This window comes from Glutamicibacter sp. X7 (assembly GCF_054889245.1).
The window spans coordinates 2,683,825-2,709,575 of the sequence record NZ_CM142678.1 but is presented as its reverse complement, the minus strand read 5'-3'; the positions used below and the strand labels follow the sequence as shown (position 1 = coordinate 2,709,575).

The 25,751-nt window shown below is 62.1% G+C and carries 24 protein-coding genes; 14 read left to right on the top strand and 10 right to left on the bottom strand.

What is annotated here, in order from left to right:
- Window positions 1-80: 80 nt before the first annotated feature.
- The 5 genes from ACYU0X_RS12980 to ACYU0X_RS12960 form a co-directional block, all read right to left on the bottom strand.
- Complete coding sequence (locus ACYU0X_RS12980; protein ID WP_418907236.1) at window positions 81-812, bottom strand: class I SAM-dependent methyltransferase; 732 nt, start codon at window positions 810-812, stop codon at window positions 81-83.
- A 10-nt stretch (window positions 813-822) separates the two neighbouring features.
- Entirely contained in the window at window positions 823-2,628 is a 1,806-nt protein-coding gene (locus ACYU0X_RS12975) for an ABC transporter ATP-binding protein (RefSeq protein ID WP_461901111.1), read from the bottom strand.
- 4 nt (window positions 2,629-2,632) lie between these two features.
- Complete coding sequence (locus ACYU0X_RS12970) at window positions 2,633-4,450, bottom strand: ABC transporter ATP-binding protein (protein WP_418907234.1); 1,818 nt, start codon at window positions 4,448-4,450, stop codon at window positions 2,633-2,635.
- Between the two features lie 95 nt (window positions 4,451-4,545).
- Window positions 4,546-5,499: a metallophosphoesterase gene (locus ACYU0X_RS12965; RefSeq protein ID WP_418907233.1), complete on the bottom strand. Its 954-nt coding sequence runs from the start codon at window positions 5,497-5,499 to the stop codon at window positions 4,546-4,548.
- A gap of 115 nt (window positions 5,500-5,614) precedes the next feature.
- Window positions 5,615-8,017 carry a transglycosylase domain-containing protein gene (locus tag ACYU0X_RS12960; protein WP_418907232.1) on the bottom strand — a complete coding sequence of 801 codons (2,403 nt, stop codon included), beginning with the start codon at window positions 8,015-8,017 and terminating at the stop codon, window positions 5,615-5,617.
- Window positions 8,018-8,054: 37 nt separating this feature from the next.
- Between ACYU0X_RS12960 and ACYU0X_RS12955 the strand changes: the two genes are divergently transcribed.
- From ACYU0X_RS12955 to ACYU0X_RS12945, 3 genes are all read left to right on the top strand, one after another.
- Entirely contained in the window at window positions 8,055-8,210 is a 156-nt protein-coding gene (locus ACYU0X_RS12955) for a DUF4177 domain-containing protein (protein WP_309405900.1), read from the top strand.
- Between the two features lie 21 nt (window positions 8,211-8,231).
- The gene (locus ACYU0X_RS12950) at window positions 8,232-8,708 is read left to right on the top strand and encodes a RidA family protein (RefSeq protein ID WP_418907231.1); all 477 of its coding nucleotides are present in this window, start codon (window positions 8,232-8,234) and stop codon (window positions 8,706-8,708) included.
- Window positions 8,709-8,796: 88 nt separating this feature from the next.
- Window positions 8,797-9,660, top strand: coding sequence for an NUDIX hydrolase (locus tag ACYU0X_RS12945; protein ID WP_418909335.1), 864 nt, complete (start codon window positions 8,797-8,799; stop codon window positions 9,658-9,660).
- A 77-nt stretch (window positions 9,661-9,737) separates the two neighbouring features.
- On the opposite strand, the gene ACYU0X_RS12940 is transcribed toward ACYU0X_RS12945, so the two are convergent.
- Complete coding sequence (locus tag ACYU0X_RS12940) at window positions 9,738-10,415, bottom strand: Crp/Fnr family transcriptional regulator (protein WP_309405903.1); 678 nt, start codon at window positions 10,413-10,415, stop codon at window positions 9,738-9,740.
- Window positions 10,416-10,617: 202 nt separating this feature from the next.
- Between ACYU0X_RS12940 and ACYU0X_RS12935 the strand changes: the two genes are divergently transcribed.
- On the top strand, window positions 10,618-11,808 hold the full coding sequence (locus ACYU0X_RS12935; RefSeq protein ID WP_461901107.1) for a MarP family serine protease: 1,191 nt from the start codon (window positions 10,618-10,620) through the stop codon (window positions 11,806-11,808).
- On the opposite strand, the gene aroQ is transcribed toward ACYU0X_RS12935, so the two are convergent.
- A complete protein-coding gene (gene aroQ / locus ACYU0X_RS12930; RefSeq protein WP_418907230.1) occupies window positions 11,805-12,266 on the bottom strand; it encodes a type II 3-dehydroquinate dehydratase in 462 nt (153 codons plus the stop codon). The two genes, ACYU0X_RS12935 and aroQ, sit on opposite strands and share 4 nt — an antisense overlap.
- Window positions 12,267-12,476: 210 nt before the next feature.
- On the opposite strand from aroQ, the gene ACYU0X_RS12925 reads away from it, so the two are divergent.
- Window positions 12,477-13,061, top strand: a complete 585-nt coding sequence (locus ACYU0X_RS12925) for a dihydrofolate reductase family protein (protein WP_461901105.1) — start codon at window positions 12,477-12,479, stop codon at window positions 13,059-13,061.
- A gap of 238 nt (window positions 13,062-13,299) precedes the next feature.
- On the opposite strand, the gene acs is transcribed toward ACYU0X_RS12925, so the two are convergent.
- Window positions 13,300-15,279, bottom strand: a complete 1,980-nt coding sequence (gene acs, locus ACYU0X_RS12920) for an acetate--CoA ligase (RefSeq protein ID WP_418907228.1) — start codon at window positions 15,277-15,279, stop codon at window positions 13,300-13,302.
- A gap of 193 nt (window positions 15,280-15,472) precedes the next feature.
- Here acs and nth point away from each other — a divergent pair, with 193 nt between their 5' ends.
- Together nth and ACYU0X_RS12910 are read left to right on the top strand one after the other, a co-directional pair.
- Window positions 15,473-16,267, top strand: a complete 795-nt coding sequence (gene nth, locus ACYU0X_RS12915; protein WP_461901103.1) for an endonuclease III — start codon at window positions 15,473-15,475, stop codon at window positions 16,265-16,267.
- Window positions 16,264-16,941 carry an NUDIX hydrolase gene (locus ACYU0X_RS12910; protein WP_461901101.1) on the top strand — a complete coding sequence of 226 codons (678 nt, stop codon included), beginning with the start codon at window positions 16,264-16,266 and terminating at the stop codon, window positions 16,939-16,941. Before nth ends, ACYU0X_RS12910 begins: the two co-directional genes overlap by 4 nt.
- A gap of 5 nt (window positions 16,942-16,946) precedes the next feature.
- On the opposite strand, the gene ACYU0X_RS12905 is transcribed toward ACYU0X_RS12910, so the two are convergent.
- Window positions 16,947-18,617 (bottom strand): bifunctional 3'-5' exonuclease/DNA polymerase, encoded by a 1,671-nt coding sequence (locus ACYU0X_RS12905; RefSeq protein ID WP_461901099.1) that lies wholly within the window; start codon window positions 18,615-18,617, stop codon window positions 16,947-16,949.
- An 87-nt stretch (window positions 18,618-18,704) separates the two neighbouring features.
- Here ACYU0X_RS12905 and ACYU0X_RS12900 point away from each other — a divergent pair, with 87 nt between their 5' ends.
- The 7 genes from ACYU0X_RS12900 to ACYU0X_RS12870 all read left to right on the top strand — a co-directional run bounded on the left by ACYU0X_RS12900 (window position 18,705) and on the right by ACYU0X_RS12870 (window position 23,308).
- The gene (locus ACYU0X_RS12900; protein WP_461901097.1) at window positions 18,705-19,856 is read left to right on the top strand and encodes a CpaE-like family protein; all 1,152 of its coding nucleotides are present in this window, start codon (window positions 18,705-18,707) and stop codon (window positions 19,854-19,856) included.
- Entirely contained in the window at window positions 19,853-21,073 is a 1,221-nt protein-coding gene (locus tag ACYU0X_RS12895; protein WP_461901096.1) for a TadA family conjugal transfer-associated ATPase, read from the top strand. The genes ACYU0X_RS12900 and ACYU0X_RS12895 overlap by 4 nt, the downstream gene beginning before the upstream one ends.
- A 140-nt stretch (window positions 21,074-21,213) precedes the next feature.
- Window positions 21,214-21,753 carry a type II secretion system F family protein gene (locus ACYU0X_RS12890; protein WP_461901094.1) on the top strand — a complete coding sequence of 180 codons (540 nt, stop codon included), beginning with the start codon at window positions 21,214-21,216 and terminating at the stop codon, window positions 21,751-21,753.
- Window positions 21,750-22,277 (top strand): type II secretion system F family protein, encoded by a 528-nt coding sequence (locus tag ACYU0X_RS12885; protein WP_461901093.1) that lies wholly within the window; start codon window positions 21,750-21,752, stop codon window positions 22,275-22,277. Before ACYU0X_RS12890 ends, ACYU0X_RS12885 begins: the two co-directional genes overlap by 4 nt.
- A gap of 122 nt (window positions 22,278-22,399) precedes the next feature.
- Complete coding sequence (locus ACYU0X_RS12880) at window positions 22,400-22,585, top strand: DUF4244 domain-containing protein (protein WP_309405923.1); 186 nt, start codon at window positions 22,400-22,402, stop codon at window positions 22,583-22,585.
- A gap of 4 nt (window positions 22,586-22,589) precedes the next feature.
- Window positions 22,590-22,928 (top strand): TadE family type IV pilus minor pilin, encoded by a 339-nt coding sequence (locus ACYU0X_RS12875; RefSeq protein WP_461901091.1) that lies wholly within the window; start codon window positions 22,590-22,592, stop codon window positions 22,926-22,928.
- A complete protein-coding gene (locus tag ACYU0X_RS12870) occupies window positions 22,925-23,308 on the top strand; it encodes an Rv3654c family TadE-like protein (protein ID WP_461901090.1) in 384 nt (127 codons plus the stop codon). The genes ACYU0X_RS12875 and ACYU0X_RS12870 overlap by 4 nt, the downstream gene beginning before the upstream one ends.
- 14 nt (window positions 23,309-23,322) lie before the next feature.
- Here ACYU0X_RS12870 and ACYU0X_RS12865 read toward each other — a convergent pair whose 3' ends face one another.
- A complete protein-coding gene (locus ACYU0X_RS12865; RefSeq protein WP_461901088.1) occupies window positions 23,323-25,656 on the bottom strand; it encodes a DEAD/DEAH box helicase in 2,334 nt (777 codons plus the stop codon).
- Window positions 25,657-25,751 lie beyond the last annotated feature (95 nt).

Sequence of the window (25,751 nt, the reverse complement as noted above, 5' to 3'; positions counted from 1 at the left end):
GCTCACTAAACAAGGTCCCGTCTCGTTGAGCACCCAATGGGTGCCCAACGAGACGGGACCTTTGTTTTGCCTTGAGGCTCTTAGGATCCGGTCTCCGCTTGGGGACGGCGCAGGTGGTACAAGACGTATCCGTAGCTCAGCTCCCGTCGCTCAGGATGCTGCCGCACCCAGTTATCGACCACGGCCGCCGGGAACTCCAGACGCAGGACGGATTCACAGTCGGCGGCCGAGTCGAAGCGCCAAGCACTGAGCACCTCGTGGCGTTGCGCGCCGTGCTGCGCCCACCAGTCTCGAATGTAGCTCTCCTCGCCTTGCGAGGTGGCCCAGTGGCTTGCGGCCAGCAGATGGGCGAAGTCGCCGTTGTGGTGGTCGTTGTCGATGACGACGAGACTTCCGCCGGGCTTCAGCACGCGTAGCACTTCCGCGAGCCCGGCGGAGCAGTCATTGCTGGTACTGGGGAAGAAGTACGCGAAGCGGGCGTGGACAATTTCTACGCTGGCGTCGGGCAGGGGGATATGTTCGGCGGAGCCGGCCTGCACGATCGAGTCCCCGGTACGCGCCCGAGCGAGCGGTAGCAGCCTCGGATCCGGCTCTACGCCAAAGACCGTCGCGGCCCGCGCGGAGTAACGTTCAAGCCAAAAACCGCTCCCACAGCCCAAATCCAGAATGCTCTGTCCGGTCCAATCCGCAAGCCCGCGCAGGCGCTCCCACAGCACGCCCTCCGGATCAATCGCGGCGTTCTCCAGCTCGTAGAGTGCCGGGTCACCACCCTGGTTCGGGGCCGGGGTGAAATCCGGGAAGTTGTTATCCAAATCGGGGCTCCTAGACCAGCGAGTCGCGCCAGGCTTTGTGTAGCGCGGCGAAACGCCCCTCGGCCCCGATCAATTCCTCAGGGGTTCCGTCCTCGACGATTTGCCCGTCATGGACCACAAGCACGCGATCGGCAATCTGCACCGTGGACAGACGGTGGGCAATGATCAGCGCCGTACGGTTTCCAAGCAAGGTTTGCAGACCCCGCTGCACGGCACGCTCGGAGGGGATATCCAGTGAGCTGGTGGCCTCATCGAGAATGAGTACGGCCGGATCTGCAAGGAAGGCTCGTGCGAAGGAAATGAGCTGGCGTTGTCCGGCGGAGACGCGTCCACCGCGTTTGTTCACATCCGTGTCGTAGCCTTCGGGAAGCTCGGTGATGAACTCATGGGCGCCCACCGCCCGCGCGGCAGCCTCGATATCGGCGAGGCTCGCCCCGGGGCGACCCAAAGCGATATTTTCGGCCACCGAACCGGAAAACAGGAACGCCTCCTGCGTCACCATAACCACGTGGCGGCGAAGCTCGGCATTGGACAGTTGCTCGATGGCCACCCCGTCCAGGCTCAGCGTTCCGGAGCGTAGGTCATAGAAGCGTGCGATAAGTTTCGCGAGCGTCGACTTTCCCGCGCCGGTTTGACCCACGACCGCCACGGTCTGCCCGGCCGGGATGTCGAGGCTGAAGCGATCCATGATTACCGGGCCGTCACCGTACCCGAACACGGCGTCCTTGAATTCGAGGTGGCCGGCGACGGTCTCGATGGACTTGGGATGCTCCGGCTCAACCACGGTCGGTTCCTCTTCCAAAAGGCCGGAAACTTTCTCCAACGCTGCCGTTGCCGACTGGAGCGAGGAGTAGAACATGGCGATGCCTTCCACGGGCTGGAAGACGCGCTTAGAGGCTAGCAGCAAGGCCACGAGCACACCCACGGCCATGCTGCCTTCCAGGATCCGGAATCCACCGTAGGCCAAGACCGAGGCCACCGCTAGGTTGCCGATCAGCATCAACCCCGGTTGCAGGATGCCGAAGAGGTTGAAGGAACGCACCGAGTTTTCGCGGTAGGCCTCGGCGATGGTCGTGTATTTTTCGTCGTTGCTCTTCTCCCGGCGGAAGGCCTTCACCGCGCGGATTCCGGTCATGGTTTCCACGAAGGTGGAGATCACCCTCGCCGAGACCACACGCGATTCACGGTAGAGCACTTCGGAGTTCTTCTGGTACCAGCGGAAAAGCAGCACCAGGGGAATCACGGCCACGCAAATCACCAGCCCGCTGCGCCAATCAAGAATGAAGATCGAGGCTAGCGTGAAGAGGATGAACACGCAGGACGAGGCCAGTTCGGAGACACCCTGATCGAGCAGCTCGCGTAGTGTCTCCACATCTGAGGTCTGCCGCGAAATGATGCGTCCCGAGGTGTAGTTCTCGTGAAACTCCAGGCTCAACCGCTGGGTATGCCTAAAGACGCGCAACCGTAGATCTAGGAGCATCGCCTGCGACATCTTAGCGGCACAGTTGATGTACCAGCCCAGAAGGACGCCACCGAGGATGGCGCAGAGGATGTAAGCCCCGCCGGCTAAACCAAGGGCCGCAAAGTCGCCTTGGCGTAGGGCGGGGAGGGCGTGGTCGATGGCATAGGCGATGAGCATCGGCAGCGCCACGCGTGCGGCGTTGGAAAGCAACACCAGCGTGACCGTGAGCGTCAGCAGCCGCTTCTGTGGTGCCGCGAGCTTGCCGAGCAAATGGAAGGAACGGCGACGCACGCTTTTACGCTGTTCGCGGCTGAGCGTGATGGCATCTTCGTTGGAAACTCCGGTGTGTTGCATCTGCTTAGACCTTCACTTCCATGCTCGAATCGTTCTCGTCCAGGCTGGCGATCACGTAGCGGTAATGTTCATTGGTGCTCATCAGATGCGCGTGGCTACCGACCGCATCGATTCGACCGTCACGCAGAACTGCCACCCGGTCGGCGAGCATCACGGTGGAGGGACGGTGGGCGACCACTATCGTGGTGGTGCCCTCTAGCACCTCACGCAACCGTGCACTAACCGCTTCCTCGGTCCGCACATCGAGGGCCGAGAGCGGATCATCCATCACGAGGACGCGCGGCTTGGCGGCGATGGCGCGGGCCAGAGCAATGCGTTGCCGTTGGCCGCCGGAGAGCGAGAGTCCTTCCTCGCCAATGACGGAGTCCACTCCTTCGGGCAGTTCACGGGCGAAACCCGCTTGTGCGACGTCCAAGGCCTCGTCGAGGCGTTGCTGGGCTGCGGTCTCATCTAACCCATCCTCGACACCCATGAGCACGTTCTCGCGGATGGAGGAGGAGAAGAGCGTGGTGTCCTCGAAGGCCACCGCGATGTGGGTGCGAAGCGCATCGAGATCCCATTCGCGGACATCAAGCCCGTCGATCAGTACGCTGCCGGCGCTGACATCGTGAAGCCGCGGCACCAGATTCAGCAATGTGGTCTTGCCCGAACCGGTGATACCGACCAGAGCCATGGTCTCGCCCGGACGGATCGAAAAGTCGACGTCTTGCAGAATGGGGCGGGCTAGACCCGCCTCGTCCGGGTAGCCAAAGCGCACATGCTCGAAACTAACGCGACCCTCGAGCTTCTCCGGCGTGCGCGGATTCTCTGGGGAGGTGATGTCATTGTGGGCGTCCATCACCTCGAAGTGGCGGTCCAGCGCAGTCTTCGTGGTGAGCGTCATGCCCAGCAGCATGCCCATGCCTTCCACCGGTCGCGCCAATACGGCCGCGGTGGCAAAGAATGCTACGAGCGAGCCCACGGAAATTTCGTCTCGAGCGCATAGCCAAAGTCCCAGAACCAGACCGATGCCGAGGACGACCTGTGGCACGGTGACAACTATGCCCAAGAAGCCGGCTAGGGTTTTGGCCTTTGTCAGTTCGGTTTCGCGAAGCGTTTGGGCCTGCGAGCTGAATCCTTCATACAAATGACGACCACGGCCAAAGGCCTTGATCACGCGGATCCCATGCACGGATTCTTCAACCGCGGTCGCTAGGTCACCGGCCTGATCCTGGCTCAGGCGACTGGCCGCCCGGTAGTCATTACGGAAGCGAAAGGCCTTGACGGTGATGGGGATCGCGCCCAGCAAGTACAGCAGGCCCAACTGCCAGGAGTGGAAGAACATGAGCGTCAGGCCGGTGATCACGGTGACCGTTTCCACGATGAGCATGATCGCGCCAAAGGCCAACCAGCGTCGTAGCAGCGAGAGATCCGACATGGATCGGGAGAGCAGCTGCCCGGAGCCCCAGCGTTCGTGGAATGCGACCGGCAAGCGCTGCAGGTGCTGATAGAAACGCGTACGGAGAGTAGTTTCTACTCGTGCGGCCGGGTTGAGCACAAATTGCCGACGCATGTAAATGAAGAAGGCTTCGAGCAACCCCAAACCCGCGACGATGGCCACGGCGATCCAGACCTGCTGGCTTGCCCCGCCGACTTGGAGCACCTCGTTGACCAACCAGGACAACACCTGAGGAATGACCAACGCGACGATACCGGCACCTAGTGCACAGAGGAAACCACCGAACAGCCGGGGGAGTACTGGCTTGACGAAGGGGGCCAGACGCCGCAAGGTAACGCGGAGCGTTGCCGGGGAGCTAGTTCTTGTCGTTTCTACCCGCGGCACAATACAACCCCTTGTCGATACCGAATTCTTTGATCGACAACTAGATTATCCGGAGTAGTTGAGAAAGTTCAATCGACAAATAGGGTTGCTGGTCCTCAGCTACGCGCGGTCAGCGTCAACAGTGCCGCCTCGGGGCGACAGGCAATGCGAACCGGTGCAAAGCGGGAGGTGCCGATTCCCGCGGAAACTTCCAGTGGGACTTCCCGTCCGGCGTATTCCCAGTACGTCAGTCCTCGGGCACGCCAGGTTGGCAGGTCACAATTTGAAACCAGCGCCCCGTAGCCGGGAATGCAGACCTGGCCGCCGTGTGTGTGCCCGGCGAAGATGATGTGGGCGCCCGACTCGGTGAACTCATCAAGCACTCGCTGGTAGGGGGCGTGGGTCAGGGCGATACGCACATGTGGGGCCTCGTGGCTTGTCGAGGACCCGGCGGGCCACCCCGCGAAGTGGTCGCGGTCGATGTGCGGGTCGTCGACCCCGGAGAATTCCAGTCGCATTCCTTGGAAGACGGTGGCGTAGTTGCGGTTGCTCATATCGATCCAGCCGGCGGCACCGAATGCGCGGTGCATCCGAGTGAAATCCAATGAATCACGTTCGCTAGGACTCGGGGTGCCCTTGGAGCGGGCAAGGTACCGCAGCGGGTTCTTGAGCTTGGGTGCGAAGTAGCAATTCGACCCCGGAACGAACAGTCCGGGGAACTGCATCAAGGGTTCGAGGGCATCGAGCAGGGCGGAAACACCGTCATGGTGGCTGAGGTTGTCGCCGGTGTTGATCACCAGATCTGGTTCCTCGGCCGCCAGCGACTGTAGCCAGTCGTGTTTCAGCTGCTGACCGGGCACCATGTGAATGTCCGAAAGGTGCAGGATCCGAAGATCGGCGCTGCCGCGGGGGAGGATCGGCAGAGTCTCGCGACGTAGTTCGAAACGCGATGCCTCGTGCATGCCGTATCCAAAGAGCGCACCGCCGACTGCGGCCGCGCCCGAGGCCACGAGCAATCCCTTGCCGGTAGCTTCGCGCAACGTGTTGAGGAAGTTCGCGTGTGCTGCCATGACTTTACCGTCATCGTCCTTTCAAGAGCCGTCACCCTAAGCCAGGTGCCACTGCCAATCTATGCCAAAGGCCGCACCCGAGAGAAATATCGGGCGCGGCCTTCAAACAAGTGAGTTAGCCGTCAGATTCTCGTTGAGATCCTTGGGCGCCACCCGAGTTATTGTGATTTGCCTGCCAGCCGTTGGTGCCGGAGGAGTCCTGATTGCCGTTGTTCCCAGCGCTCGCGGACTTCTTCTTCTCGCTCTTAGTCTCCGAAGTCGAGGACTTCTTTTCGCTCTTGTTGTCGGACTTAGAGGATTCCTTTTTATCGTCCGAGGATTCCTTCTTGCTGTCGCTCGATGACGACTTATCGTCGTCCTCATCGGTCTTCGGAGCGGGCTTTGGCTTCGGTGCCGACCGGGCACTGCCGAAGGACTTCTGCTCGAACTGACCCACGGCCTCTTCCATGAAGTCCACCCACAGTGGAGCGGCATAGGTCGAGGAGTCAACCATGCGTGGAGCACGCTTGTCGTTGATCATCGTGCCGTGCATCGCATTCTCTTCGGTCTCGTTCTGACCCTTCAGGCGGCCCACCCAAGCAGCGGTGGAAATACCGGTGGTGTAACCCACGAACCAGGTCGAGGTCGCACCGTTGTTGGTACCGGTCTTACCGGCGATGGTGCCTGGAACGCGACCCTTGGACACACGCTGCTTAGCGATCTTCTGCAACGTTCCGTTTAGGTCGGCAACGTACTGCTCTTCGACTGCCTGCGAGCAGGTCTCCTTCTTGATCTTGTAGGAGTTGCCCTTAGAGTCCTTGACCGAGGTCAGTGCGCGCGGTTCGCAGTATTCGCCCTTATTTGCGAAAGCAGCAAAAGCGGCCGACTGGCGCAGCGGGGTAATGCTGGCCGAGCCAATAATGAAGGACGGGTTGGTCGGGCTAATCGGAGTCGGCGTGTAGGTGCCATCCTCGTTCTTTTTACCCTTTTCGTCACGCAGTCCCACAGCTTCGGTGTAGCCAGCGATATTGCACAGGTCCAGCTTGGTGGCTTCCTGCACCGTAGCCGAGTTGATTGACCAGAACAGGCCGGTGTTCACGGGCATGGTTTTGTAGAAACCATATGAAGCATTCTTTGGTGTCCACTTGCTGCCGACGGTCGCTGTGCCGCCCGGCAGGCAGGACGCCTTGAACTTGTAACCCGGCATGAAGGTCTGCTTTTTCGCATTAATCTTGTCGTACATGCTGTGGCCTTCCTTCAGCCACGCCAGCGTCGTGTACGGCTTCATAGTCGAACCACCCTGGAAGCCACCAGCGCCACCCTTGGAGGCCTCAACGTTGAGGTTGTAGGTGGTGTTTCCACGCTTTGCGTCCGGATCGTAGTTGGTGTTCTGCGCCATGGCGAGAATATTTCCGGTGCCCGGTTCCACGGAAACGATGGAGGCGTACACATCGTCGTTGGACTTAGCGGTGGGGTCGATGGCCTTCTTCGCGTCCTTGTGTGCCTTCTTGTTCAGCTTCGCGTCCAAAGTGGTCTTGATCTGAAGGCCACCGCGGTAGAGCAAGTTACGACGGTCAGCCAGAGTCTTGCCGTATTCCTTGTCCTGCAAAATCAAAGCGGAGACGTAATCGCAGAAGTAGGCGTTTTCCTTGGCAGCCATGCAACCGGAACGCGAAACACTTGGCTTAGTGCCCAGATCCGACTTGACGGCCTTCTCGTATTCCTTCTTGTCGATCGCACCGGTGCGGTACATATTTGCCAGCACCTTATTGCGGCGATCTAGCGCGCGCTCTGGATTCGTGAGCGGGTTGTAAACAGTTGGAAGCTGCACCATGCCAGCCAACATGGCCGACTGCTGCAGGTTTAGATCCTTAGCGTCGACCGAGAAGAAGCGTTGAGCGGCAGCCTGCACGCCATATTCTCGGCCGGAGAACAATACGAGGTTCAAGTACCCTTCGAGGATCTCGTCTTTAGACATTTCCTTCTCGATGGCTACCGCATACTTCAACTCACGAATCTTGGCTGCATAGGACTTATCGCCGGAGACGGTATCGGCCTCTTCCCCCCGCATTTCGTCATTGTTGATCAAGAGGTTGTTGACGTACTGCTGAGTCAGGGTCGAAGCGCCTTGACGCGAAGACGACATTAAGTTGCTTACGAGGGCACGGGCGATACCTCGCGGGTCGATGCCGCTGTGCTCGTAGAATCGTTCGTCTTCCACCGACACAATTGCCTTGCGCATGTAGGGCGAAATATCTTTGAGCTTGACCGGTTCACGGTTCTGGTCATAGAAGGATGCAATGACCCTACCTTTTCGGTCTAGCACCTCGGAGGGCTGAGAGATAGGAAGTTTCTCAAAGTCCGACGGGAGCGCCGAAAAAATGTTCGAACCGGTGGTCAAACCGGTTTTCGCGATCGCTGCCACGGGCACAAGCATGCCGGCGGCGAGCACACCACATAGGGCGCTGATTCCAAAGAACGCAACGACTTTCCCCATGGTGGTGGCGGTATCAAAAAAGGGTGACTTCTTGGCTGCCATACCCACCAGTTTACAAGGACGCGATAACGTATCGGTTATGACTAACTGGGAATACAGAGTTGCACCCCTGCCACTGCACAATGAAGGCCTAGCGCTGAACAACTTTGGAGAAGACGGATGGGAGCTTGTTTCGGTCATTACCAAGGCCGAATCCGGTGCCCTGCTCGCCTTCTTTAAGCGCCCCAAGGACTAACACTACTTAAGGAGAAACTCCATGCAAGAAGCCACTTCTTCGCGGATCGAAGGCCGTCTAGCGGAGCTTGGTTTAAGCCTTCCTCCGGTTGCTAAGCCGGTCGCTGCTTACCAGCCGGCCATTGTGACCGGGAACTACGTCTACACTTCAGGTCAGCTTCCGCTGATTAATGGTGAACTCCCAGCCGTAGGAAAGGTCGGCGCCGAGGTTACGGCGGAAGACGCCAAGGCCCAGGCACGCACCTGCGCCCTGAACGCTTTGGCCGCGATTAAGGCCGAAATCGGCGACCTCGATCGCATCCAGCGCATCGTGAAAGTCGTCGGGTTCGTTTCATCGGATCCGAGCTTCACCGGGCAGCCGGGCGTAATCAACGGTGCTTCCGAATTCTTCGGCGAACTTTTCGGTGAAGCCGGTCAGCACTCGCGCTCCGCCGTCGGAGTATCGGTGCTGCCGCTAGACGCTGCCGTCGAGGTTGAGGTCATCGTCGAGTTTGCGTAGCACTTTCGGTCCGTCCGGCGCGCGGGGTGCGATTCGTAGCCCGCGCGCTGGGCTAACCAGACGGTACTTTGAATTGCCGCCGCAGCAGATGGCTGCGGCGGAGAATTGGTTTGCCTTCGGGGATCGGACTCCGCGTGCGGTCCGCCGCGCATCCTCCGTGGCGTTGGTCCGCGACGGAACCACTGGCGTGGAGACCTACCTCGGCTATCGCCCGGGCGCCTCTCCATTGGGTTCGGTGGCTTTTCCCGGAGGAAGCTTCGAGGCCAGCGATCAATCGGCGGACTACACCTGGTTCGGTCCGACCCTCTCACAGTGGTCCAAACGCCTGCGCGTGTTGGATCAGCAGGTGGTTCGAGCCCACCTTGTCTGTGCAATCCGTGAACTCTTCGAGGAGACCGGGGTCTTACTGGCCGGCACCGATGACCAGAGCGTCATCGAAATGACCGACCCGGAAGAATGGATGGAGTCCCGCGAAGCGATCGCGGTGCAGGACCTGACCTTTGACGATTTTCTGGCTCGGCGTGGACTCGGTTTGCGTACCGATTTGCTACGTCCCATTGGTCACTGGTTGAGCCCCAACTTTGCTATTCGGCGTTTTGACACCTGGTATTTTGCGGCCACCGTCCCGTTGCGCCAGGAGCCGAGCCTATTGCGCGCCAAGGGCCGTTGGGCGCGCTGGTGTAACGCCCAGGAGGTCCTGGCGCAGCGCACACAGTCCACCTTGGGTGACGAGGTCAATCAGGAAGACACCAAGGGACTGAATCTAAGCCAGATCAGCAATCCGGCAGTAGAGATCATGCTGGAGAAAATGGCCGATGCAAACGGTGTTATCGCCTATCTATCCCGTGTTCGAGCCCTCGACCTGAATCATCCGGGTCTGGTGGTTCGTGAAGGGAAGTATCTTCTAGATCTGACGCTGTCTTCGAACAGCGAGTCGCTCAGGCCAATCTAGAGGCGTGACGACATGAAAAGAAGGGAGCTACGGGCCAAAGCCCGTAGCTCCCTTCTTTGACAGTGAAGTGCCGCTACCTAGCGCGAGCGCTGGCGCAGACGCTGGATGTCGAGGATGACCACGGCGCGGGCTTCCAGTCGGAGCCAGCCACGCTGTACGAACTCGGCCAGTGCCTTGTTCACGGTTTCGCGGGAAGCGCCAACTAGCTGAGCCAGTTCTTCCTGGGTCAGCTCGTGGGCAACCAAGATGCCGTCGGTAGCCGGACGACCGAAGCGGTCTGCCAAGTCCAACAGTGCCTTGGCCACACGACCGGGAACGTCGGAGAAGACCAGATCGGCCAGCGACTCATTGGTGCGGCGCAGGCGGGCTGCCAGTGCCTGCAAGAGCTGGATCGAAACCTCTGGGGAGTTAACGATGGCCTTGCGCATGTTCTCGTGGCTCAGACCAGCCAAGCGAGTTTCCGATACGGCGGTGGCCGTAGCGTTGCGCGGGTGTGGGTCAAACAGAGCCATTTCGCCGAAGAGCTCACCCGGGCCGAGAACGGCGATCAGGTTCTCGCGACCATCGGCGGAGGTGCGGCCCAGCTTGATCTTGCCGGAGACGATGAAATAGAGACGGTCGCCCTGGTCACCCTCGCGGAACACAGAGGCGCCGCGGGAAAGGTCAACCTCGGTCAGTTCTTCGGTCAGCGTGGCAAAAACTTCATCACCCAGCGACGCGAAGAGCGGTGCACGGCGCAGAACCTCGATATCCAATTAAATCTCCTGTCAACATGTAGTAAGCGCTCACTTCATTGTGCCGTATCAAGTAACAATGTGACAGTTTCCACACGGTTTTTCTAGGCAAATGTTGCGAATCACTCAAAAACCACGGGATTGCTCCGCGTGACTCAGTATTCCGTCAGCCTGTCACTGTACCGTGGATTTTAGGAAGCATATCAATCGAGATGGAGTTTGGGTGCCCGTAGTTTTTAGCTGGCTGGACGCCGTCATCTTTGTCGTACTGCTTGGGTTTTTCATTGCCGGTGTTCGCCGTGGTTTCATCCGGACCCTCGGAGATATGCTTGGCCTGATCGCCGGTGGTGTGGCGGCTTTTTTCGCCATCCCGATTGTTTCGACTTTTGCCGAGAATCCGTGGTGGCGTGTCGGATTAATGATCGGTACGGCCGCGGTATTGATTCTGCTGGGGCAGTGGTTCGGCCGCGTCATCGCCACGGCCATCCGACGCTGGCTCAACTTCGACATCTTGCGGGCGGTGGACGGTCTGGCCGGTGGAATTATCTCCGTGCTTATTACCGCCACCGTGATCGGTGCACTAGCCTTCTCGGTCTCCAGCATGGGTATGCCTCGACTCTCTGCAGAGATCGGCGACTCACGGATGATCGACATGATTCGCAAGGCCACCCCGGATGCCGTGAATCGCGCGATCTCCAACGCTCGTTCGGCGGTCTTGGCTGAGACCATTCCCACTATTCTCGAACCCTTCGCCCCTCCGGTACAGCCAGTTCCGGAGGGACAGTGGAAAGCCACCGACGCGCAGTTGGCGGCTAAAGACTCCTCAACGAAGATTTCCGGTACCGCGATTCAGTGTGGCGTAAACCAGACCGGTTCCGGGTTCGTGGTGGGGAACCAATTGGTGATGACCAATGCCCACGTTGTCGCCGGCTTGAGCAGCGCGACGGTAGAAACCGAAGATCGTCGTATCCACCGCGGTTATGTGGTGTACTTCGATCCGGAAACCGATATTGCCTTGCTCCGTGTCGAAGGGCTCGAAGCTCCGGCGCTACCTATCGCCCAAGAAGACTTGGAGCGCGGAGATTCCGCGGCCTTCCTCGGTCACCCCGCCGGTGGTCCATTCCAGATGGGTGGAGCGGTCGTAGCCTCGCAGGCGAAGGTTAGTCTGGCCGATATCTACGGTGAGAATCCGCGCGCAATTTCGATCTACCAGCTGACCGCCGAAATTCAGCAGGGAAATTCCGGTGGCCCCCTAGTCAACAAACAGGGACAAGCCGTCGGAATGATTTTCGCAAAGTCGCGCAATGACGCTGAGACCGGCTTCGCCTTGAGCCTAGAGGAGCTCGAGGAGGCTCTGGACGCGGGCGCGCAACGCACGCGCGCCATCAACACCGGTGGGTGCATCAGCGACTAAGCGCGCGGTGAGGCCTCGCTGAGCAGGTCAATCAATTGGAGCGTGGCTAGCCGGTACCCATTGATGCCGGCACCGATGATGATGCTCGAGGCCACGGGGGAGACGAAGGAATGGTGGCGCACCGCTTCGCGGCGATGCACGTTGGAGATATGCACCTCGATCACCGGCAAATTCACCGCTGCTAACGCATCGGCAATTGCCAAGGACGTGTGCGTGTAAGCGCCGGGGTTAATAATGATGCCGCGGGAAGTGTTTCGGGCCTCATGGATGGCGTCAATCAGCACACCTTCATGATTGGACTGCAGCGCGTTCACACCGTAGCCAGCCGCCGCGGCCGTTTCGGTGACCAGATGTTCCACGTCATCTAGGGTGCTGGCCCCGTAGATGTCCGGTTCACGGGTTCCCAGTAGGTTCAGGTTCGGCCCATTGAGTAGCAGGATGCTCGGTGAATCGCTCATGGGATAAATCTACTGTGCCGTGAGTTGTTGCGTGTGCATCGTGACGCGCGCCGTTCTAGGACGAGCATTCGTCCATGGGTGTTGTCTCCACTTGGGCCTTGCTAGGCTGTCGCGTACCCAACCGGACTATGTGAGCGTAGTATCGCGGTCCCGCCTGTTGCATGACGGCCAATTGGAAAGCCCCGCGGCGCCCAGGAATGGAGAAGACCGATGGGACAACTCATCGTGGTGGCCGCATCAACGGTGGATGGATTTGCGGCCGGGAAAGACGGAAATGTTTTTGAAATGCCGCTCGATTTCGGGTTCGATCGGTACAACCTCGAACGTATGCGCCAGGCGAGCACCTTACTATTGGGCGCGCGAACTTTCGGTGGCGCGCGGAAGTATTGGCCCTCGGTAGCGATTGACGCGGCGGCTCCGACGGAGGAACGGGAGATCGCCGCGCTCTATGATCGGTTGCCTAAACTTGTCGTCTCCGACCATCTTGCGCCTGCCGACGCCGCACCGTGGGAGAACAGCACGCAGGTGATCGGTCGGGCCGACGCAGTGTCGGCGGTCGCCGAACTACGAGCAACCGGTGCCGGAACGGTTCTGGTCTTCGGTAGTTTCACGCTCTGGCACGCATTGTTGAACGCCGAGCTGGTCGATGAAATCCATCTGCTCATCGGCCCCGGATCGCTGGGCAACGGTTTGCGTGTCTTCCCGGCCGATCATGCGCATCGGTTCGAGCTGCTTGCCGTTGAGAAACTGGTTGACTCGCAGTTGGTTGCCCTGCGCTACCGGGTGGTCGGGTAGTCGATTGGCCGAGGCGACTGCCGGCGCGATCTTCGCCAAGCTACCGCGAGATCTCTGGAACATCTACCTGTGATGTGGCGCTACAAGCCCATCAATAACGGCCCACTGCTTGGAGAGTGCACGGCTCTCGCAAAAGCCTGCTCGCTTTAAACTGACCGCGTGGAAGGATACTAGCGCACCACGCGACCGAGCCCCCGCCGGAGATCTCTGGCGGGGGCTCGGTCGCGGTAGAAACGTGTTACTTGCGCAGGGTGTCGGCGATCTGCGTCATAACCGTCGAGTCCGAGAGCGTGGTGGCATCCCCGACCTCGCGGCCCTCGGCCACGTCCTTGAGCAGGCGGCGCATGATCTTGCCCGAACGCGTCTTGGGCAGTTCGGGGACCACCAGCACGTGCTTCGGCTTGGCGATCGGGCCGATGTCTTTGCCCACATGGTTGCGCAAGGTGGCCACCACATCTTCGCCCTCGGCCGGTTCGGTCCGCAGGATCACGAAGGCCACCACGGCCTCTCCGGTGGTGTCATCCTTGGCACCGACCACCGCGGCCTCCGCCACGTACTCGTGGGCGACCAACGAGGATTCGATCTCGGTGGTGGACAGGCGGTGACCGGATACGTTCATCACGTCATCCACTCGGCCGAGGAGCCAAATGTCGCCGTCGTCGTCTTTCTTGGCACCGTCGCCGGCGAAGTACATGTTCTCGAAGCGGGACCAGTAGGTGTCCTTGTAGCGTTCCATATCGCCCCAGATGCCGCGCAGCATCGAGGGCCATGGCTCGCGGATGACCAGCAGGCCACCTTCGCCATTGGCGACCGGCTTGCCCTCATCGTCGACCACATCCACGCTAATGCCGGGCACCGCGACCTGGGCGGAACCGGGCTTGGTGGCCGTCACGCCGGGTAGCGGGGCGATCATATGCCCGCCGGTTTCGGTCTGCCACCAGGTGTCCACGATCGGGGTGGGGTGTTCCTTCTTCTGGCCGTTGGCTCCGTTATTCGAGCCGATCACCTCGCGGTACCACATCCATGCTTCGGGGTTGATCGGTTCGCCCACCGAGCCCAGCACGCGCAGCGAGGAGAGGTCGTAGCCATCGGGAATTTCGCGTCCCCACTTCATGAAGGTGCGGATGGCGGTGGGGGCGGTGTACAGGATGGAGACCTTGTACTTCTGCACCAGTTCCCACCAGCGGCCCTGGTGCGGGGTGTCCGGGGTGCCTTCATACATCAGCTGGGTGGCACCATTGATCAGCGGGGCGTAGGTGACGTAGGAGTGGCCGGTCACCCAGCCAATATCGGCGGTGCACCAGTAGACATCGCTCTCGGGGTGCAGGTCGAAGGTGTCGCGGTGGGTGACCGCGGTCTGGGTGAGGTAGCCACCGGTGGTGTGCACGATGCCCTTGGGCTTACCGGTGGTGCCCGAGGTGTAGAGCACGAACAGCGGGTGCTCGGAGTCGTGCGGCACCGCGGTGTGCTCGGCCGAAGCGGCGGGCACGACCTCATGCCACCACTTATCCAGCTTCTCGTTCCAGGCGACCTCTTCGCCGTTGCGCTTGACGACCAGCACGTTCTGGACGCTGTGCCCCTCGGCGGCCAGTGCCTCGTCGACGGCCGGCTTCAGCGGGCTGGGCTTGCCGCGGCGGTAGGTGCCGTCGGAGGTGACCACGAGCTTGGCCTCTGCGTCATCGATGCGGCTGCGCAGGGCGTCGGCGGAGAACCCACCGAAGACCACCGAGTGAATGGCACCGATGCGGGCGCAGGCCAGCATGGTGATGACGGCTTCGGGGATCATCGGCAGGTACACCGCCACGCGGTCACCCTTGCCCACGCCGAGCTCCTCGAAGGCATTGGCGGCGCGCTTGACCTGCTCGGTGAGCTGGGCGTAGGTGTAGCTGGCGGTGTCCCCGGGCTCGCCCTCGAAGTAAATGGCCACCCGGTCACCCAGACCGTTTTCGACGTGCCGGTCCAGGGCGTTATAGGCGGCGTTCAATTCGCCACCGACGAACCACTTGGCCACCGGGGCGCCGGACCAGTCCAAGGTTTCGCTGAAATCCTTGTCCCAGGTCAGTACGCTACGGGCCTGTTCGGCCCAGTACCCGAGGCGGTCGGCCGAGGCCTTGGCATAGGTGTCCTCGCCGGCCACCGCCTGGGCGCGGAACTCGTCGCTCGGGGGGAACGAACGGGTCTCATTCGACAGGTTGTCTAGGGTTTTTGCTTCACTCACCGGTGATCGCATCCTTCCGCTTCGTCGCTCAAAGTGCTCTGTGACTAAAGTTACACGCCGTGCCGGGGCGGCGCCGATTTATGTCACGCCCAGCCGTGTCAGAGGCATATTTAATGCGTTGAACGGCATGCCGGATGCGCCGGGCGATGGTCTCGAGGGTGATTTTCGACCCCGCTCATGGCACGATCAACACGTGGCAGTGAACAAAACAACCGAGACCGAACTTGGGCGCAAGCGCCGGGCCCGTAAGATCAACCGGCGACTGGCCGAGGCCTACCCCTATGCGGTCGCCGAGTTGGATTTCGAGAACCCCTTCGAGCTGCTGGTAGCTACCGTGCTCTCGGCCCAGACCACGGACGTGCGCGTCAATGCGATCACCCCGGCGCTGTTCGCCCGCTACCCGGACGCGCTGGCGATGAGTCAGGCCGAACGCAGCGAACTCGAAGAGCTGATCCGACCCACCGGTTTCTTCCGGGCCAAGGCGAATTCGCTGCTCGGCTTGGCCACCGCACTGGTCGACCAGCACAACGGGCAGGTGCCGGGGCGGCTCGCCGATCTGGTGAAGCTACCGGGAGTGGGGAGGAAAACCGCCAATGTGGTGCTGGGTAACGCCTTCGGTGTACCCGGGATCACCGTCGACACTCACTTCGGGCGGCTGGCCAACCGTTTTGGATGGACCATGGAAACCGACCCGGTCAAGGTGGAGCACGCGGTGGGGGAGCTCTTTGAAAAGAAGGACTGGACGATGCTCAGCCACCGGGTGGTGTTCCATGGCCGCCGGGTGTGCCATGCGCGCAAGCCGGCCTGCGGTGTTTGCGTGGTCGCGGATCTGTGCCCCTCCTTCGGGGTGGGCGAAGAGATCCCGGCCAAGGCGGCGAAGTTGCTAAAGTACGAGCTCGCGCCCGGGCGCGAGGACCTACTGGCGAAAATGCAGGCCGGGGCCACGCGCCGTGAATTGCGCGCCCAAGGCTATGGGCTGGACGCATGAGCGCACTGAAGGAACTACGCCACGTGCTGGCGGCCCACCGGCGCAAGGCCGGTGCCGCGCAAAGCATGCCCGAGACGTGGGTCTTTAACCAGATCGACGCGAATTCGGTCCGTCGTGCCGCGGTGTTGATCCTCTTCGGCGGCGCCGGCGGGCACACCGTCGATGGGCACAGCTCCCCGTCAGACCTGGATCTGCTCTTTGTCCGGCGCGCCGAGACGCTGCGAAAGCACGCCGGTCAGATCGGCTTTCCCGGTGGTGGGATCGACCCCGGCGATGACTCGCCGGCGGCCGCCGCGCTACGCGAGGCCGTGGAGGAGACCGGAGTGGACACCGAGGGAATCGAAGTACTCGGACAGCTTATGGACGCCGAGCTGCCGATCACCAATTTTTTGGTCACCCCCGTGATTGGCTGGTGGAAGAGCGAAAGCCCGGTGCACGCGGTGGACGAGGCCGAATCGGCCGAGGTTTTCCGTGCGCCGGTCGCCCAGCTACTCGATCCGCGGCGTCGGCTTTCGGCGGTGGTACACCGCGGGTCGGAACGCTTCGCCTCCCCGGCCTTCGACTACGACGGCAAACTTATCTGGGGCTTCACGGCCATCGTGCTGGATCGGCTCTTCAATGAGCTGGGTTGGACGCGTCCGTGGAACGCGGATCGCGAACTGGTGTTGCGCTAGCGGCGCTACTTCGCTTCCGCGTAGCTTTGCACGGCGGCGATACTCAACGGGAAGTTCGGACTGGAATCTCCGAAGAGGCTACGCCCAGCCAATACGGCCGCGTGACGCAGCAACTGTCCCAACTGCGTGGCCAATTCCTGCGGAGCGTCGAAGACCACCTCGTCATGGACGAAGAAGACCTGGCGTACCTGCTGATCCCAGCCCGCCGAATGAACCAAATGACGGGCGTGGCCCATGAAGGCCAGCGCCCACTCGGCGGCGGTGGCTTGAACCACGAAGTTCCGGGTGAAGCGGCCCCGGGCCCGAGCCGCGGCATCGGCGGCCGCCTGCCCGGCCGCGTCGGAGGTGCCTCGTTGCGCGCGTAGCCAGTCGGCATCGGCCGGTGGGCAACCGCGCCCCAGAAAGCTGTGCACACCCTCCCCGCGCTCGCCGGCCTCAGCCGCGGCGTCGACAAAGGCCATGGCCTTGGGGAATCCGGCACGTAAAGCGGCCAGCACCTGTCCGGAACCGCCACCCCCGCCGCCGTAGATCACCGACAGCATACCCAGCTTGGCCTGTTGCCGATCCGGCACGAGCCGCTGGTCGATCAGCCACTGGTAAAGATCATCCTGTTCACCGGCGGCCAGTAGCCGTTCATCGTGGGAGATCGCGGCCAGAATCCGCGGTTCGAGTTGTCGCCCATCGGCGACCACCAAAACCCGTCCCGCACCGGCGCGGACCACTGAGCGGATGCTGTGCGGCAGCTGCAAGGCCCCGCCGCCGGCCGCCGCCCAGCGGCCCGAAGCCACCGTGCCCAAAACGTAGTGCGGGTGAAAACGCCCATCCTGCACCCAGGCGTCGAGCCATTGATCCCCGTGGGCACTGGCCAGCCGCGCCAGCTTCTTATAGTGCAGGATCTTTTCCACCACCGGGCCACCGACCCGTTCCAACTCCCACGCCCGCACGCTCGCGACGTTGATCCCGCGCCGATGCAGCGCCCGCAATAATTCCTGCGGGGAGTCCGGGTTCAATCCCGGGGATTGCAGCTCGCGACCGAGCTCTTCGGCCAGGGTTGCCAGCCGTGGTGGGCGGACCCCCTCGGGCACCCGTTCGCCCAGTTGTTCACGCAGTAGCGCACGGTGCGCCCGCTCATCCCAGGGCAAACCTGCTTGTTCCATTTCGCAGGCGATCAGTGCGCCGGTGGATTCGGCATTGAGCAGAATGCGTAGGCGCTGGGCCCTTAGCTGGTCATGTGGCATGGCCGCCCGCTGTTCCCGGTATCCCTGGAGCAGATACTCCATGGTTTCCTCGGCGCTGGCCGGCTCGGCAAAGAGCGCATCTTGCAAATTGTGTGCCTCGGTCGCCGGGCGCGGAAGATCGGCCGGTGCGTCGGGGATCTCTGCGGAGGCAAAGGGGCTGCGGTGCAAAATGCGCGCGGCCAGATCCAGCACATAGGCGGTCGAGAGGCGAACCCCGGCGTCTAGGAGTTGCGGTATCCAGCGCGAGGCGCGCACGATCACCCAGCGGGGGCGGTACTCGCGCTCCACCTGGGCCACGGTCTGCGCGAGCTGGTCTTCGGCGATGAGCCGACGTGCCGCGAGGGGCTCGGCGCTGTGTCCATCGCGTAACTCAAGGCACGGCGTTCCCTCTGTGGTGGTGGCCAGAAAAGCCAACACACTGTTCTTCCGTGCGCTCATAAACCTATTGTGCCGTGTGGGAGGAGAATATCCCCAGTTGGCAGGTTTCCCGGCGGTGGTTCTGGCGCACGCGGTGAGCCTAGGGGTATGAACATCCCCGATCGATTTCGGCGCGATCAGCAACCGCCAACGACAGACGGTCGATTTGTCGCCCAGCCCCAGATATCGAACCCGGCCACACCGGTCAGCGAACGCGCGCAATCGTTCGCGGCCTCGCCGGAAAAGTTCTCCCTGTCCGCGGCTCGCCACGCGATCGACGAGCCGGGTGAGGAACTGTACTGCACGGTGCTCAGCACGGATGAGCAACTGCTTGAACTCTGCGCTGGCATTGCGCTCGGTGCCTCGGTGCGGATTCGGCACTTCACCCGGCCACCGAGCCCAGAAGACTTCGGCCAGGGCCCGGTGCTTTGGGGAATTGATCTGGCACGCCAATGGGTGGACGAGCATCCACGCTGCGAGGTGCTACTGGGCACGGAGGCCACGTCCGTCGACCTGTGGCAGGTCGCCAGCCGCTGGCCCTCGGCACGAGTCGCGGTGCTCCCCAGCGCCAATCGGTGGCTAGGGGAGTACCTCGGACTCTGGGGGATGCAGTCCGGACAAGGCCACACCCTAGCGCTCGCCGGATTAGGCGGCGGTATCGGCACCAGCACCCTTTGCGGGTTGCTGGGACAGGCCGGCACACTCAGCGGGTTGCGAAGTCTCGTGATTGACCTGGACCCGCACTCGCAATCGCTCTGGCCGCGTTTGGCGTCGGGCAGCGTACCGGGCCTGGGCTGGGAGCAACTGTTGCGGTCCGGCGGCAGCCTCTCGTCCCATCAGCTCGTGCAAAGTCTGCCGTCGCTCTCCGGAACCTCGATACTGTCCTGGCAGGGCGCGGCCCAGCCGCTGCCCGAGCAGCTGATCGGCCGATTGCTCGCCGCCGCCCGCAAAGGCTTTGACCTCCTGGTGTTGGACACCGGCCGCCTATGCGACCGACTCGAAGGGCAACTGGGGCACTTCGTGGATCGCACCGTGCTGACCTGTCCTGCAGGGATCGACCCCTGCGGCGCCGAGCACATACGGTGCGGTCAGGCTCCCAGAGAACCGATACCGGGTCAGCTCGGACATTTCTCCGCCTCTGCGCGAGTGCCCCGAGCCTTGGCACGGGGAGTGGTCTTTGACGCGCTCCGTTCCCGCACGCTTCGCCAACGAATCGCCGATTATCAGCTACTTCCGCTGACCGCACGGAGTGCACCATGAGCCCGGGACGGCACCGCGAACACGAACCGACCCAACGGCTCGAACGGCGCGTGGATGAGCGCATCTTGGACTCGGTCCGGGCCCGGGCACTAGCCACCGGAGGACGACTCGACGCCGTGGAGCTAGCTGGTGCGGTTCACGACTCCGGCGAGACCCTCGGAGCATCGGGAGCGGCCGAGTCGCTGCGCGCACTGCATGATGAAGTCTCGGGCCTATCGGTCCTCGAACGGTTCGCCCGGCAACCCGGAGTGACCGATGTGTTGGTGGACGGTCACGGACAGGTCTGGGTGGATTCATCCGCGGGACTCCAGAACACCGGGTACTCCTTTTCCGGCCCCGATGAAGTTCGTTCACTGGCAGTGCACCTAGCGACGATGGCCGGTCGGCGTTTGGACGCCTCCGCTCCCTTTGTGGACGTGAGCCTGAAAAATTATCGGGTACATGCCGTACTTCCGCCGATCGCGACCGAGGGGCCACTGATCTCGGTACGCGTCAAGGAACGGCGCCATCGCCCGCTTGCCGAGCTACTAGGACCCCATGCCGAGTATTGGGAACCGGTACTGCGTGCCATTGTGGAGCGCGAATTGAACTTCTTGATCACCGGTGGAACCGGCAGCGGCAAGACCACCCTACTTCAGGCCATGCTGGGCCTGGTCGATCCGCAGCAACGCGTGGTGGTGGTCGAAGACTCCCAAGAACTGGCGATCGATCATCCACATGTGGTTGGGCTACAAACACGTGGTGCCAACGTGGAGAACGAAGGCCGAATCGAACTGCAGCAGCTTGTCGTGCAGGCCTTGCGCATGCGACCGAACCGGCTGGTGGTCGGCGAGTGCCGCGGAGCCGAAATTCGTGACTTTCTATCCGCGATGAACACCGGTCATCAGGGTGCGGCGGGGACGCTGCATGCGAACAATCCCGATGCGGTCCCGGCCCGACTGGCCGCCTTGGGCGCGGTTGCCGGGTGGACGTTACAGGCCACCGCACTTCAAGCGGCCAGCGCACTGGATCTCATCATCCACGTCAGTCGTGGGCACGATGGGCGACGCTCGCCGGTAGCGCTCGCGACCATAAGTGTCGATGAATCGGCGCGCATGAGAGTCCAGCGGCTCATCGACCTGCAAACTCCGACACCGGTCCTCGATCGTAGTGCGGTGGCGGACAAACTCGGTGCCGCCGCAGCTGCCGCCCTGCCAGCTGAACTCAGAAGGGAGTGATCCCAATGCTCATCGCCGGGTTACTAGCCCTCGCGCTCTGGCTGTACTTCCCGCGGGTTACCATCCCGGCTAGCAGCAAGGTAACCGTGGAGCGCCCCAGCAGGTGGCCGAGGCGTCGAACCGGCAACAGGTCTGACCCGTTGAGCGAAGATGCCCATGTGGTCCGAGAGCTGGCAGCGCTCCTGCGCAGTGGACTTACGCTCTACCCGGCCATTGAATTGCTGCTCGAAGCCAGCCCACCGGCATCCCCGGTCACACGGTATTTGCGAACGCTACACGCCCAGCAGCCGTTGGGCGCAGAGAGCGTCCAGGCTCCGCCGGTGGTCACGGGGTCGCTAGGCGTCCAACGACTGGCGTGGTGTCTGACGCTTTGCGCCGAAAGCGGCGCCGCCTTAGCGCAGGTGCTCGAGCATCTCGCCGATGATTTGGAGGCCACCTTGACCGCGCGTCGTGGATTTGAGGCAGCCATGGCCGGAACACGGGCCACCGCGCGCCTGTTGACCTGGTTACCTCTGGCCGGGCTGACCGTCGGCCTACTTTTTGGAATCGATGTGTTCCCGGTGCTTGGCGGTTCGACCGCCGCACAGGTCAGCGTGTTGCTCGGACTCGCACTCTGGGCGCTGAATCGTTGGTGGTGCGCACGTTTGCTGGCAGCCACCCGACGTAAGGCCGAACAATGATCTGGCTTTCGCTGGCGGTGCTCGCTCTAGCAGTTGGGCTGTGGAGCGCTAGTACACCACAAGCCGAGACAAAGCCCAAAGCGGCCCAAGGCGCGAATCGCGAGGCGTCGCGGGTACCCATCGAGCTGGTGCTGGACCTTGCCGCCAGTTTGCTGGCCGCAGGTCTGCCGGTCACCGAAGTACTCGACCACCTTGGACGCAGCATTGGCCCGTGCCGCGCGTTGAGTACCGTGGCGCGGTGCATTGAGCTGGGCATGGACTGGGAGCGTTGCTGGGAACCGGTCGAACCATGGCTTCAACCGCTGGCGAAGGCCTTGCACTTCGCACAACGCACCGGGGCTCCGGCGGGCTCGCTGCTACATCATCAGGCCCAACTACGGCGCGGTGAGAGGCTGGCGGCGGTGAGCGAACTTGGAGCTCAATTCGCTACCAAGCTGGTCTTGCCGTTAGGCGTCTGCGCCCTACCCTCATTCATTGCCTTAGGCGTGGTGCCGCTGATTATTGCCCTGTTGCCGAGCCTTTAGCGCCGATAATCCCCAGTCCGTTAGCGCTACGCGGGACCTTTGGGGCAACGGGCAGAAAGTGGAAACACCACCCGCGTAGCATGCGCGGGTCTATCGGGAATCAGTACAGAAAGGAATACATCATGAGTATTCAACCATCCGGAACCCTACGAACCGCGGTACTCGATGACGAGGGATCGACAACCGCCGAATTCGCAATGGTCACCCTGGCAGCGGTGGCTTTTGCCGGGCTCTTGATCAGCATCCTATCCAGCGGAGACGTGCGAGGGATGCTGATGGGCCTGATCACCAAGGCTCTCTCGCTCTGAGCTCATGAATCTCCGTGACGAGTCCGGGAGCAGCACCGCCGAGTTCGCGGTGCTGCTCCCGATCATTGCCCTCGTGCTGGGTCTCGTGCTCGGTTGTGGAGCACTAGGTGCGCAACAGATCAGAGTCCAACAGGCAGCCGCGGCCGTGGCACGAGAACTGGCCCGTGGAAGCGACCCTTCGGTGGCACGGGCCGCAGGCTCCCGACTGGCAGGAACCGAGGCCAGTATTTCGCTGAACAGCACCGGCGAGCTCAATACCGTGACTGTCACTTCGACGGTGAGTTTGCCGGTTCTGGGCAGCTTACCGGTGCGTGGCCATGCCAGCGTGGCGGGCGAACAATGAGTTGCTCCGTACGGCTATCCGCATCCTCCGGTGCCAGTACGGTAACGACGGTGGGTTTGGTGACCGCCGGACTTTTCCTCCTCGGCGCCTTACTGGCCTGGTTGGCGGTGTCCTACGGTGCGGTGCGGGCCGCCGGGGCTGCAGATCTTGCGGCTCTGGCGGCCGCCGACACGGCGCGTGGACTCCGGCACGGCCAACCCTGCCAACAAGCAGCACAGGTCGCCCAAGCCAATGGAGGAACGCTACAGCAGTGCCTGATCATCGGCGATGGTCGTCACGCGAAAGTTGTGGTGAGTGTGCCGGTCACGATCTTGTCTCCGCAGTTCGTGGTGCACCATGCCACCGGCCGAGCTCATGCAGGTCCGCCGCCGCTGCAGTGACTGACTCTAATGAACTAACGTCGGTGTGCCGGCTCGATCAGCTCGAGCACCGTGGATAACAGGGTTATGGCCCCGGCTTTATCCAACGGATTATTCCGGTTACCGCATTTGGGGGACTGCACGCAGCTGGGGCATCCGTGGGCACATTCGCAGGCCGTGATGGCGTCCCGGGTGGCACGCACCCAATCTACGAAGCGCTCGTAGCCACGCTCGGCGAAGCCGGCGCCGCCGGGCTGGGCGTCGTAGACGAAGATCGTCGGGAGCCCGGTATCCATATGCAAGGCCGTGGAGACGCCGCCGATGTCCCAACGATCAGAGGTCGCCACGAGCGGAAGCAGCCCGATCATGGCGTGTTCCGCCGCGTGGAGCGCGCCGGGGAACTGGTCGGTGCTCAACCCGGCGCGCACCAGCACCTCGGGGGTGAGAGTGAAGAACACCGACTTGGTGTGCAGGTCGCGAGCCTCCAACTCCAAGGGCTCCTCGGAGAGGACCTCGTTGCTGGCGATGGACTTGCGCTGGTAGGAGACCACCTGAGTGGTGACGATAACCTCTCCGAAGCTGATGCTCAGTTCGCGATGCACCGAATTGCGTTCGGTCTCGGTGATGGCGATGGTCGTTAGATCTCGTGCCGTGGTGTAGTAATCCGGGTTGACGCGGGTAACCAGCACGACGTGATTCTCTTCGTCGAGTTCCTCCACGAAATAACTTTCGGACTGGTGAACATAGATCGCCCCGGGATGCGCCTGATAGTGCGTCTGCGGCGAATCCATCGTGCCCAGAAGTGCTCCGGTGTCGGCATCGATAATGTCGACTGGACCACCACCATCCTCACGTATGGAGAACATCGCTGCGGCATGCTGCGGATGGGTCCAGAACCATCCCGCAGGGCGTCGACGCAGGTATCCGCGCTCAACCAACGATTCGAGCAACGCGGGGGTCTGCGGTCCGAAAAGATCGACTTCTTCAGGGCGCAACGGCGATTCTTGGGCCGCGGCGCACAGATGCCCGCTGAGCACGTATTTATTCGTGGGGTCAAAGACGGTTGCCTCCACGCCCAGCTCGAAAATCGCTTCGGGATGATGTGCGAGATACGTATCCAGTGGGTCTTCGGCCGCCACAAAGATGGCCAGCGCATCTTGGCCAGAGCGCCCGGCGCGGCCGATCTGCTGGAAGAAGGAGGCGCGTGTGCCCGGCCATCCGGCCACGATCACCGCATCCAATCCCGCAATATCGATGCCCAACTCGAGGGCGGAAGTCGACGTGACGGCCAACAGCTTGCCCTCGCGCAGAGCCTGCTCTACTTCGCGGCGTTCCTGCGGCAGATATCCAGAGCGGTAGGCGGCCAGACGCACGGAGAGTTCTGGAGCGAACTGCTCAAGGTGCTTGCGGGTGAGCGTGGCAATGGTTTCGGCACCGCGCCGAGACTTGATGAACACGATCGACCGCACGTGATCGGCCATCAAGTCTGTCAGGATCGAGGCGCTCTCGGCGATCGCGGTGCGACGTAGCGGGGCACCGTTTTCGCCACGGCGTTCACCCAGCGGCGGCTCCCAGAGCCCGATCACGAGGTTGCCCGAGGCCGAGAAATCATGTTCGACGGCGGTAGCGTCGGCGCCGATCAGGCGGGAGAACGACGACGCCGGATCGGCGCTGGTTGCCGAGGCACCGATAAACACCGGGTCGCTACCGTATTGGGCACAGACCCGGCGCAGACGGCGCAAGAGGTTGGCCACATGTGCACCGAACACACCGCGGTACGAATGGGCCTCGTCCACCACGACATAGCGCAAACGCTTGAGGAAACGTGCCCAGCCAGGATGATTCGGCAAAATGCCTCGGTGCAACATATCCGGATTGGTAAACACGAAATTGGCATGATTCCGAATCCAGGGGCGCGAGGCCACATCCGTATCGCCGTCATAACTGGCTGCGCGAACCCCGGGCAGATCCAATTCGGTCACGGCGGCCAGCTGATCGGCCGCGAGGGCCTTGGTGGGGCAGAAGTACAAGATCGTGCCCTGCTGTTGAGCGTCATTCGCGTCCGCCTCGCGAGTGCGCACCAGCAGATCCAGCCCGGGCAGGAGATAGCCCAATGACTTGCCCGAGGCGGTGCCGGTCGAGAGGATAACGTGCTGCCCTTCGTGCACGAGGTTTGCGGCCTGAACCTGATGCAGCCAGGGACGATCGATGCCCTGATTCACGAACACCTGGCGCACCATCGGATCGATCCACTCTGGCCAGGGCGCGGTGATGGCATCCTTGGCCGGGACAACCCTGCGGTGAACCAGCGCCTCGGGGTCGTTGCTGCGGTCATAGGGATCGAGCAAGGCGCGAACCGTGCGAGTCAAGGCGTGCTCCTTTCGTGGCTTAACCTAGCAATCGCCGCGCAACGGCCCATGGGGTCGATGCGCGGCGAAGGTGCCGTGAGTGGATGGTCGGAAAA

Excerpts from the sequence above, each read along its gene's own strand:
- aroQ (WP_418907230.1), bottom strand. The coding sequence starts at position 12,266 with ATGAGCGATTCACCGAGCATCCTGCTACTCAATGGGCCGAACCTGAAC.
- ACYU0X_RS12925 (WP_461901105.1), top strand. The coding sequence starts at position 12,477 with ATGGGACAACTCATCGTGGTGGCCGCATCAACGGTGGATGGATTTGCG.
- ACYU0X_RS12945 (WP_418909335.1), top strand. The coding sequence starts at position 8,797 with ATGGCTGCGGCGGAGAATTGGTTTGCCTTCGGGGATCGGACTCCGCGT.
- ACYU0X_RS12905 (WP_461901099.1), bottom strand. The coding sequence starts at position 18,617 with ATGAGCGCACGGAAGAACAGTGTGTTGGCTTTTCTGGCCACCACCACA.
- ACYU0X_RS12955 (WP_309405900.1), top strand. The coding sequence starts at position 8,055 with ATGACTAACTGGGAATACAGAGTTGCACCCCTGCCACTGCACAATGAA.
- ACYU0X_RS12975 (WP_461901111.1), bottom strand. The coding sequence starts at position 2,628 with ATGCAACACACCGGAGTTTCCAACGAAGATGCCATCACGCTCAGCCGC.
- ACYU0X_RS12900 (WP_461901097.1), top strand. The coding sequence starts at position 18,705 with ATGAACATCCCCGATCGATTTCGGCGCGATCAGCAACCGCCAACGACA.
- ACYU0X_RS12950 (WP_418907231.1), top strand. The coding sequence starts at position 8,232 with ATGCAAGAAGCCACTTCTTCGCGGATCGAAGGCCGTCTAGCGGAGCTT.
- ACYU0X_RS12895 (WP_461901096.1), top strand. The coding sequence starts at position 19,853 with ATGAGCCCGGGACGGCACCGCGAACACGAACCGACCCAACGGCTCGAA.
- ACYU0X_RS12880 (WP_309405923.1), top strand. The coding sequence starts at position 22,400 with ATGAGTATTCAACCATCCGGAACCCTACGAACCGCGGTACTCGATGAC.
- ACYU0X_RS12875 (WP_461901091.1), top strand. The coding sequence starts at position 22,590 with ATGAATCTCCGTGACGAGTCCGGGAGCAGCACCGCCGAGTTCGCGGTG.
- ACYU0X_RS12960 (WP_418907232.1), bottom strand. The coding sequence starts at position 8,017 with ATGGCAGCCAAGAAGTCACCCTTTTTTGATACCGCCACCACCATGGGG.
- ACYU0X_RS12965 (WP_418907233.1), bottom strand. The coding sequence starts at position 5,499 with ATGGCAGCACACGCGAACTTCCTCAACACGTTGCGCGAAGCTACCGGC.
- ACYU0X_RS12910 (WP_461901101.1), top strand. The coding sequence starts at position 16,264 with ATGAGCGCACTGAAGGAACTACGCCACGTGCTGGCGGCCCACCGGCGC.
- ACYU0X_RS12870 (WP_461901090.1), top strand. The coding sequence starts at position 22,925 with ATGAGTTGCTCCGTACGGCTATCCGCATCCTCCGGTGCCAGTACGGTA.
- ACYU0X_RS12885 (WP_461901093.1), top strand. The coding sequence starts at position 21,750 with ATGATCTGGCTTTCGCTGGCGGTGCTCGCTCTAGCAGTTGGGCTGTGG.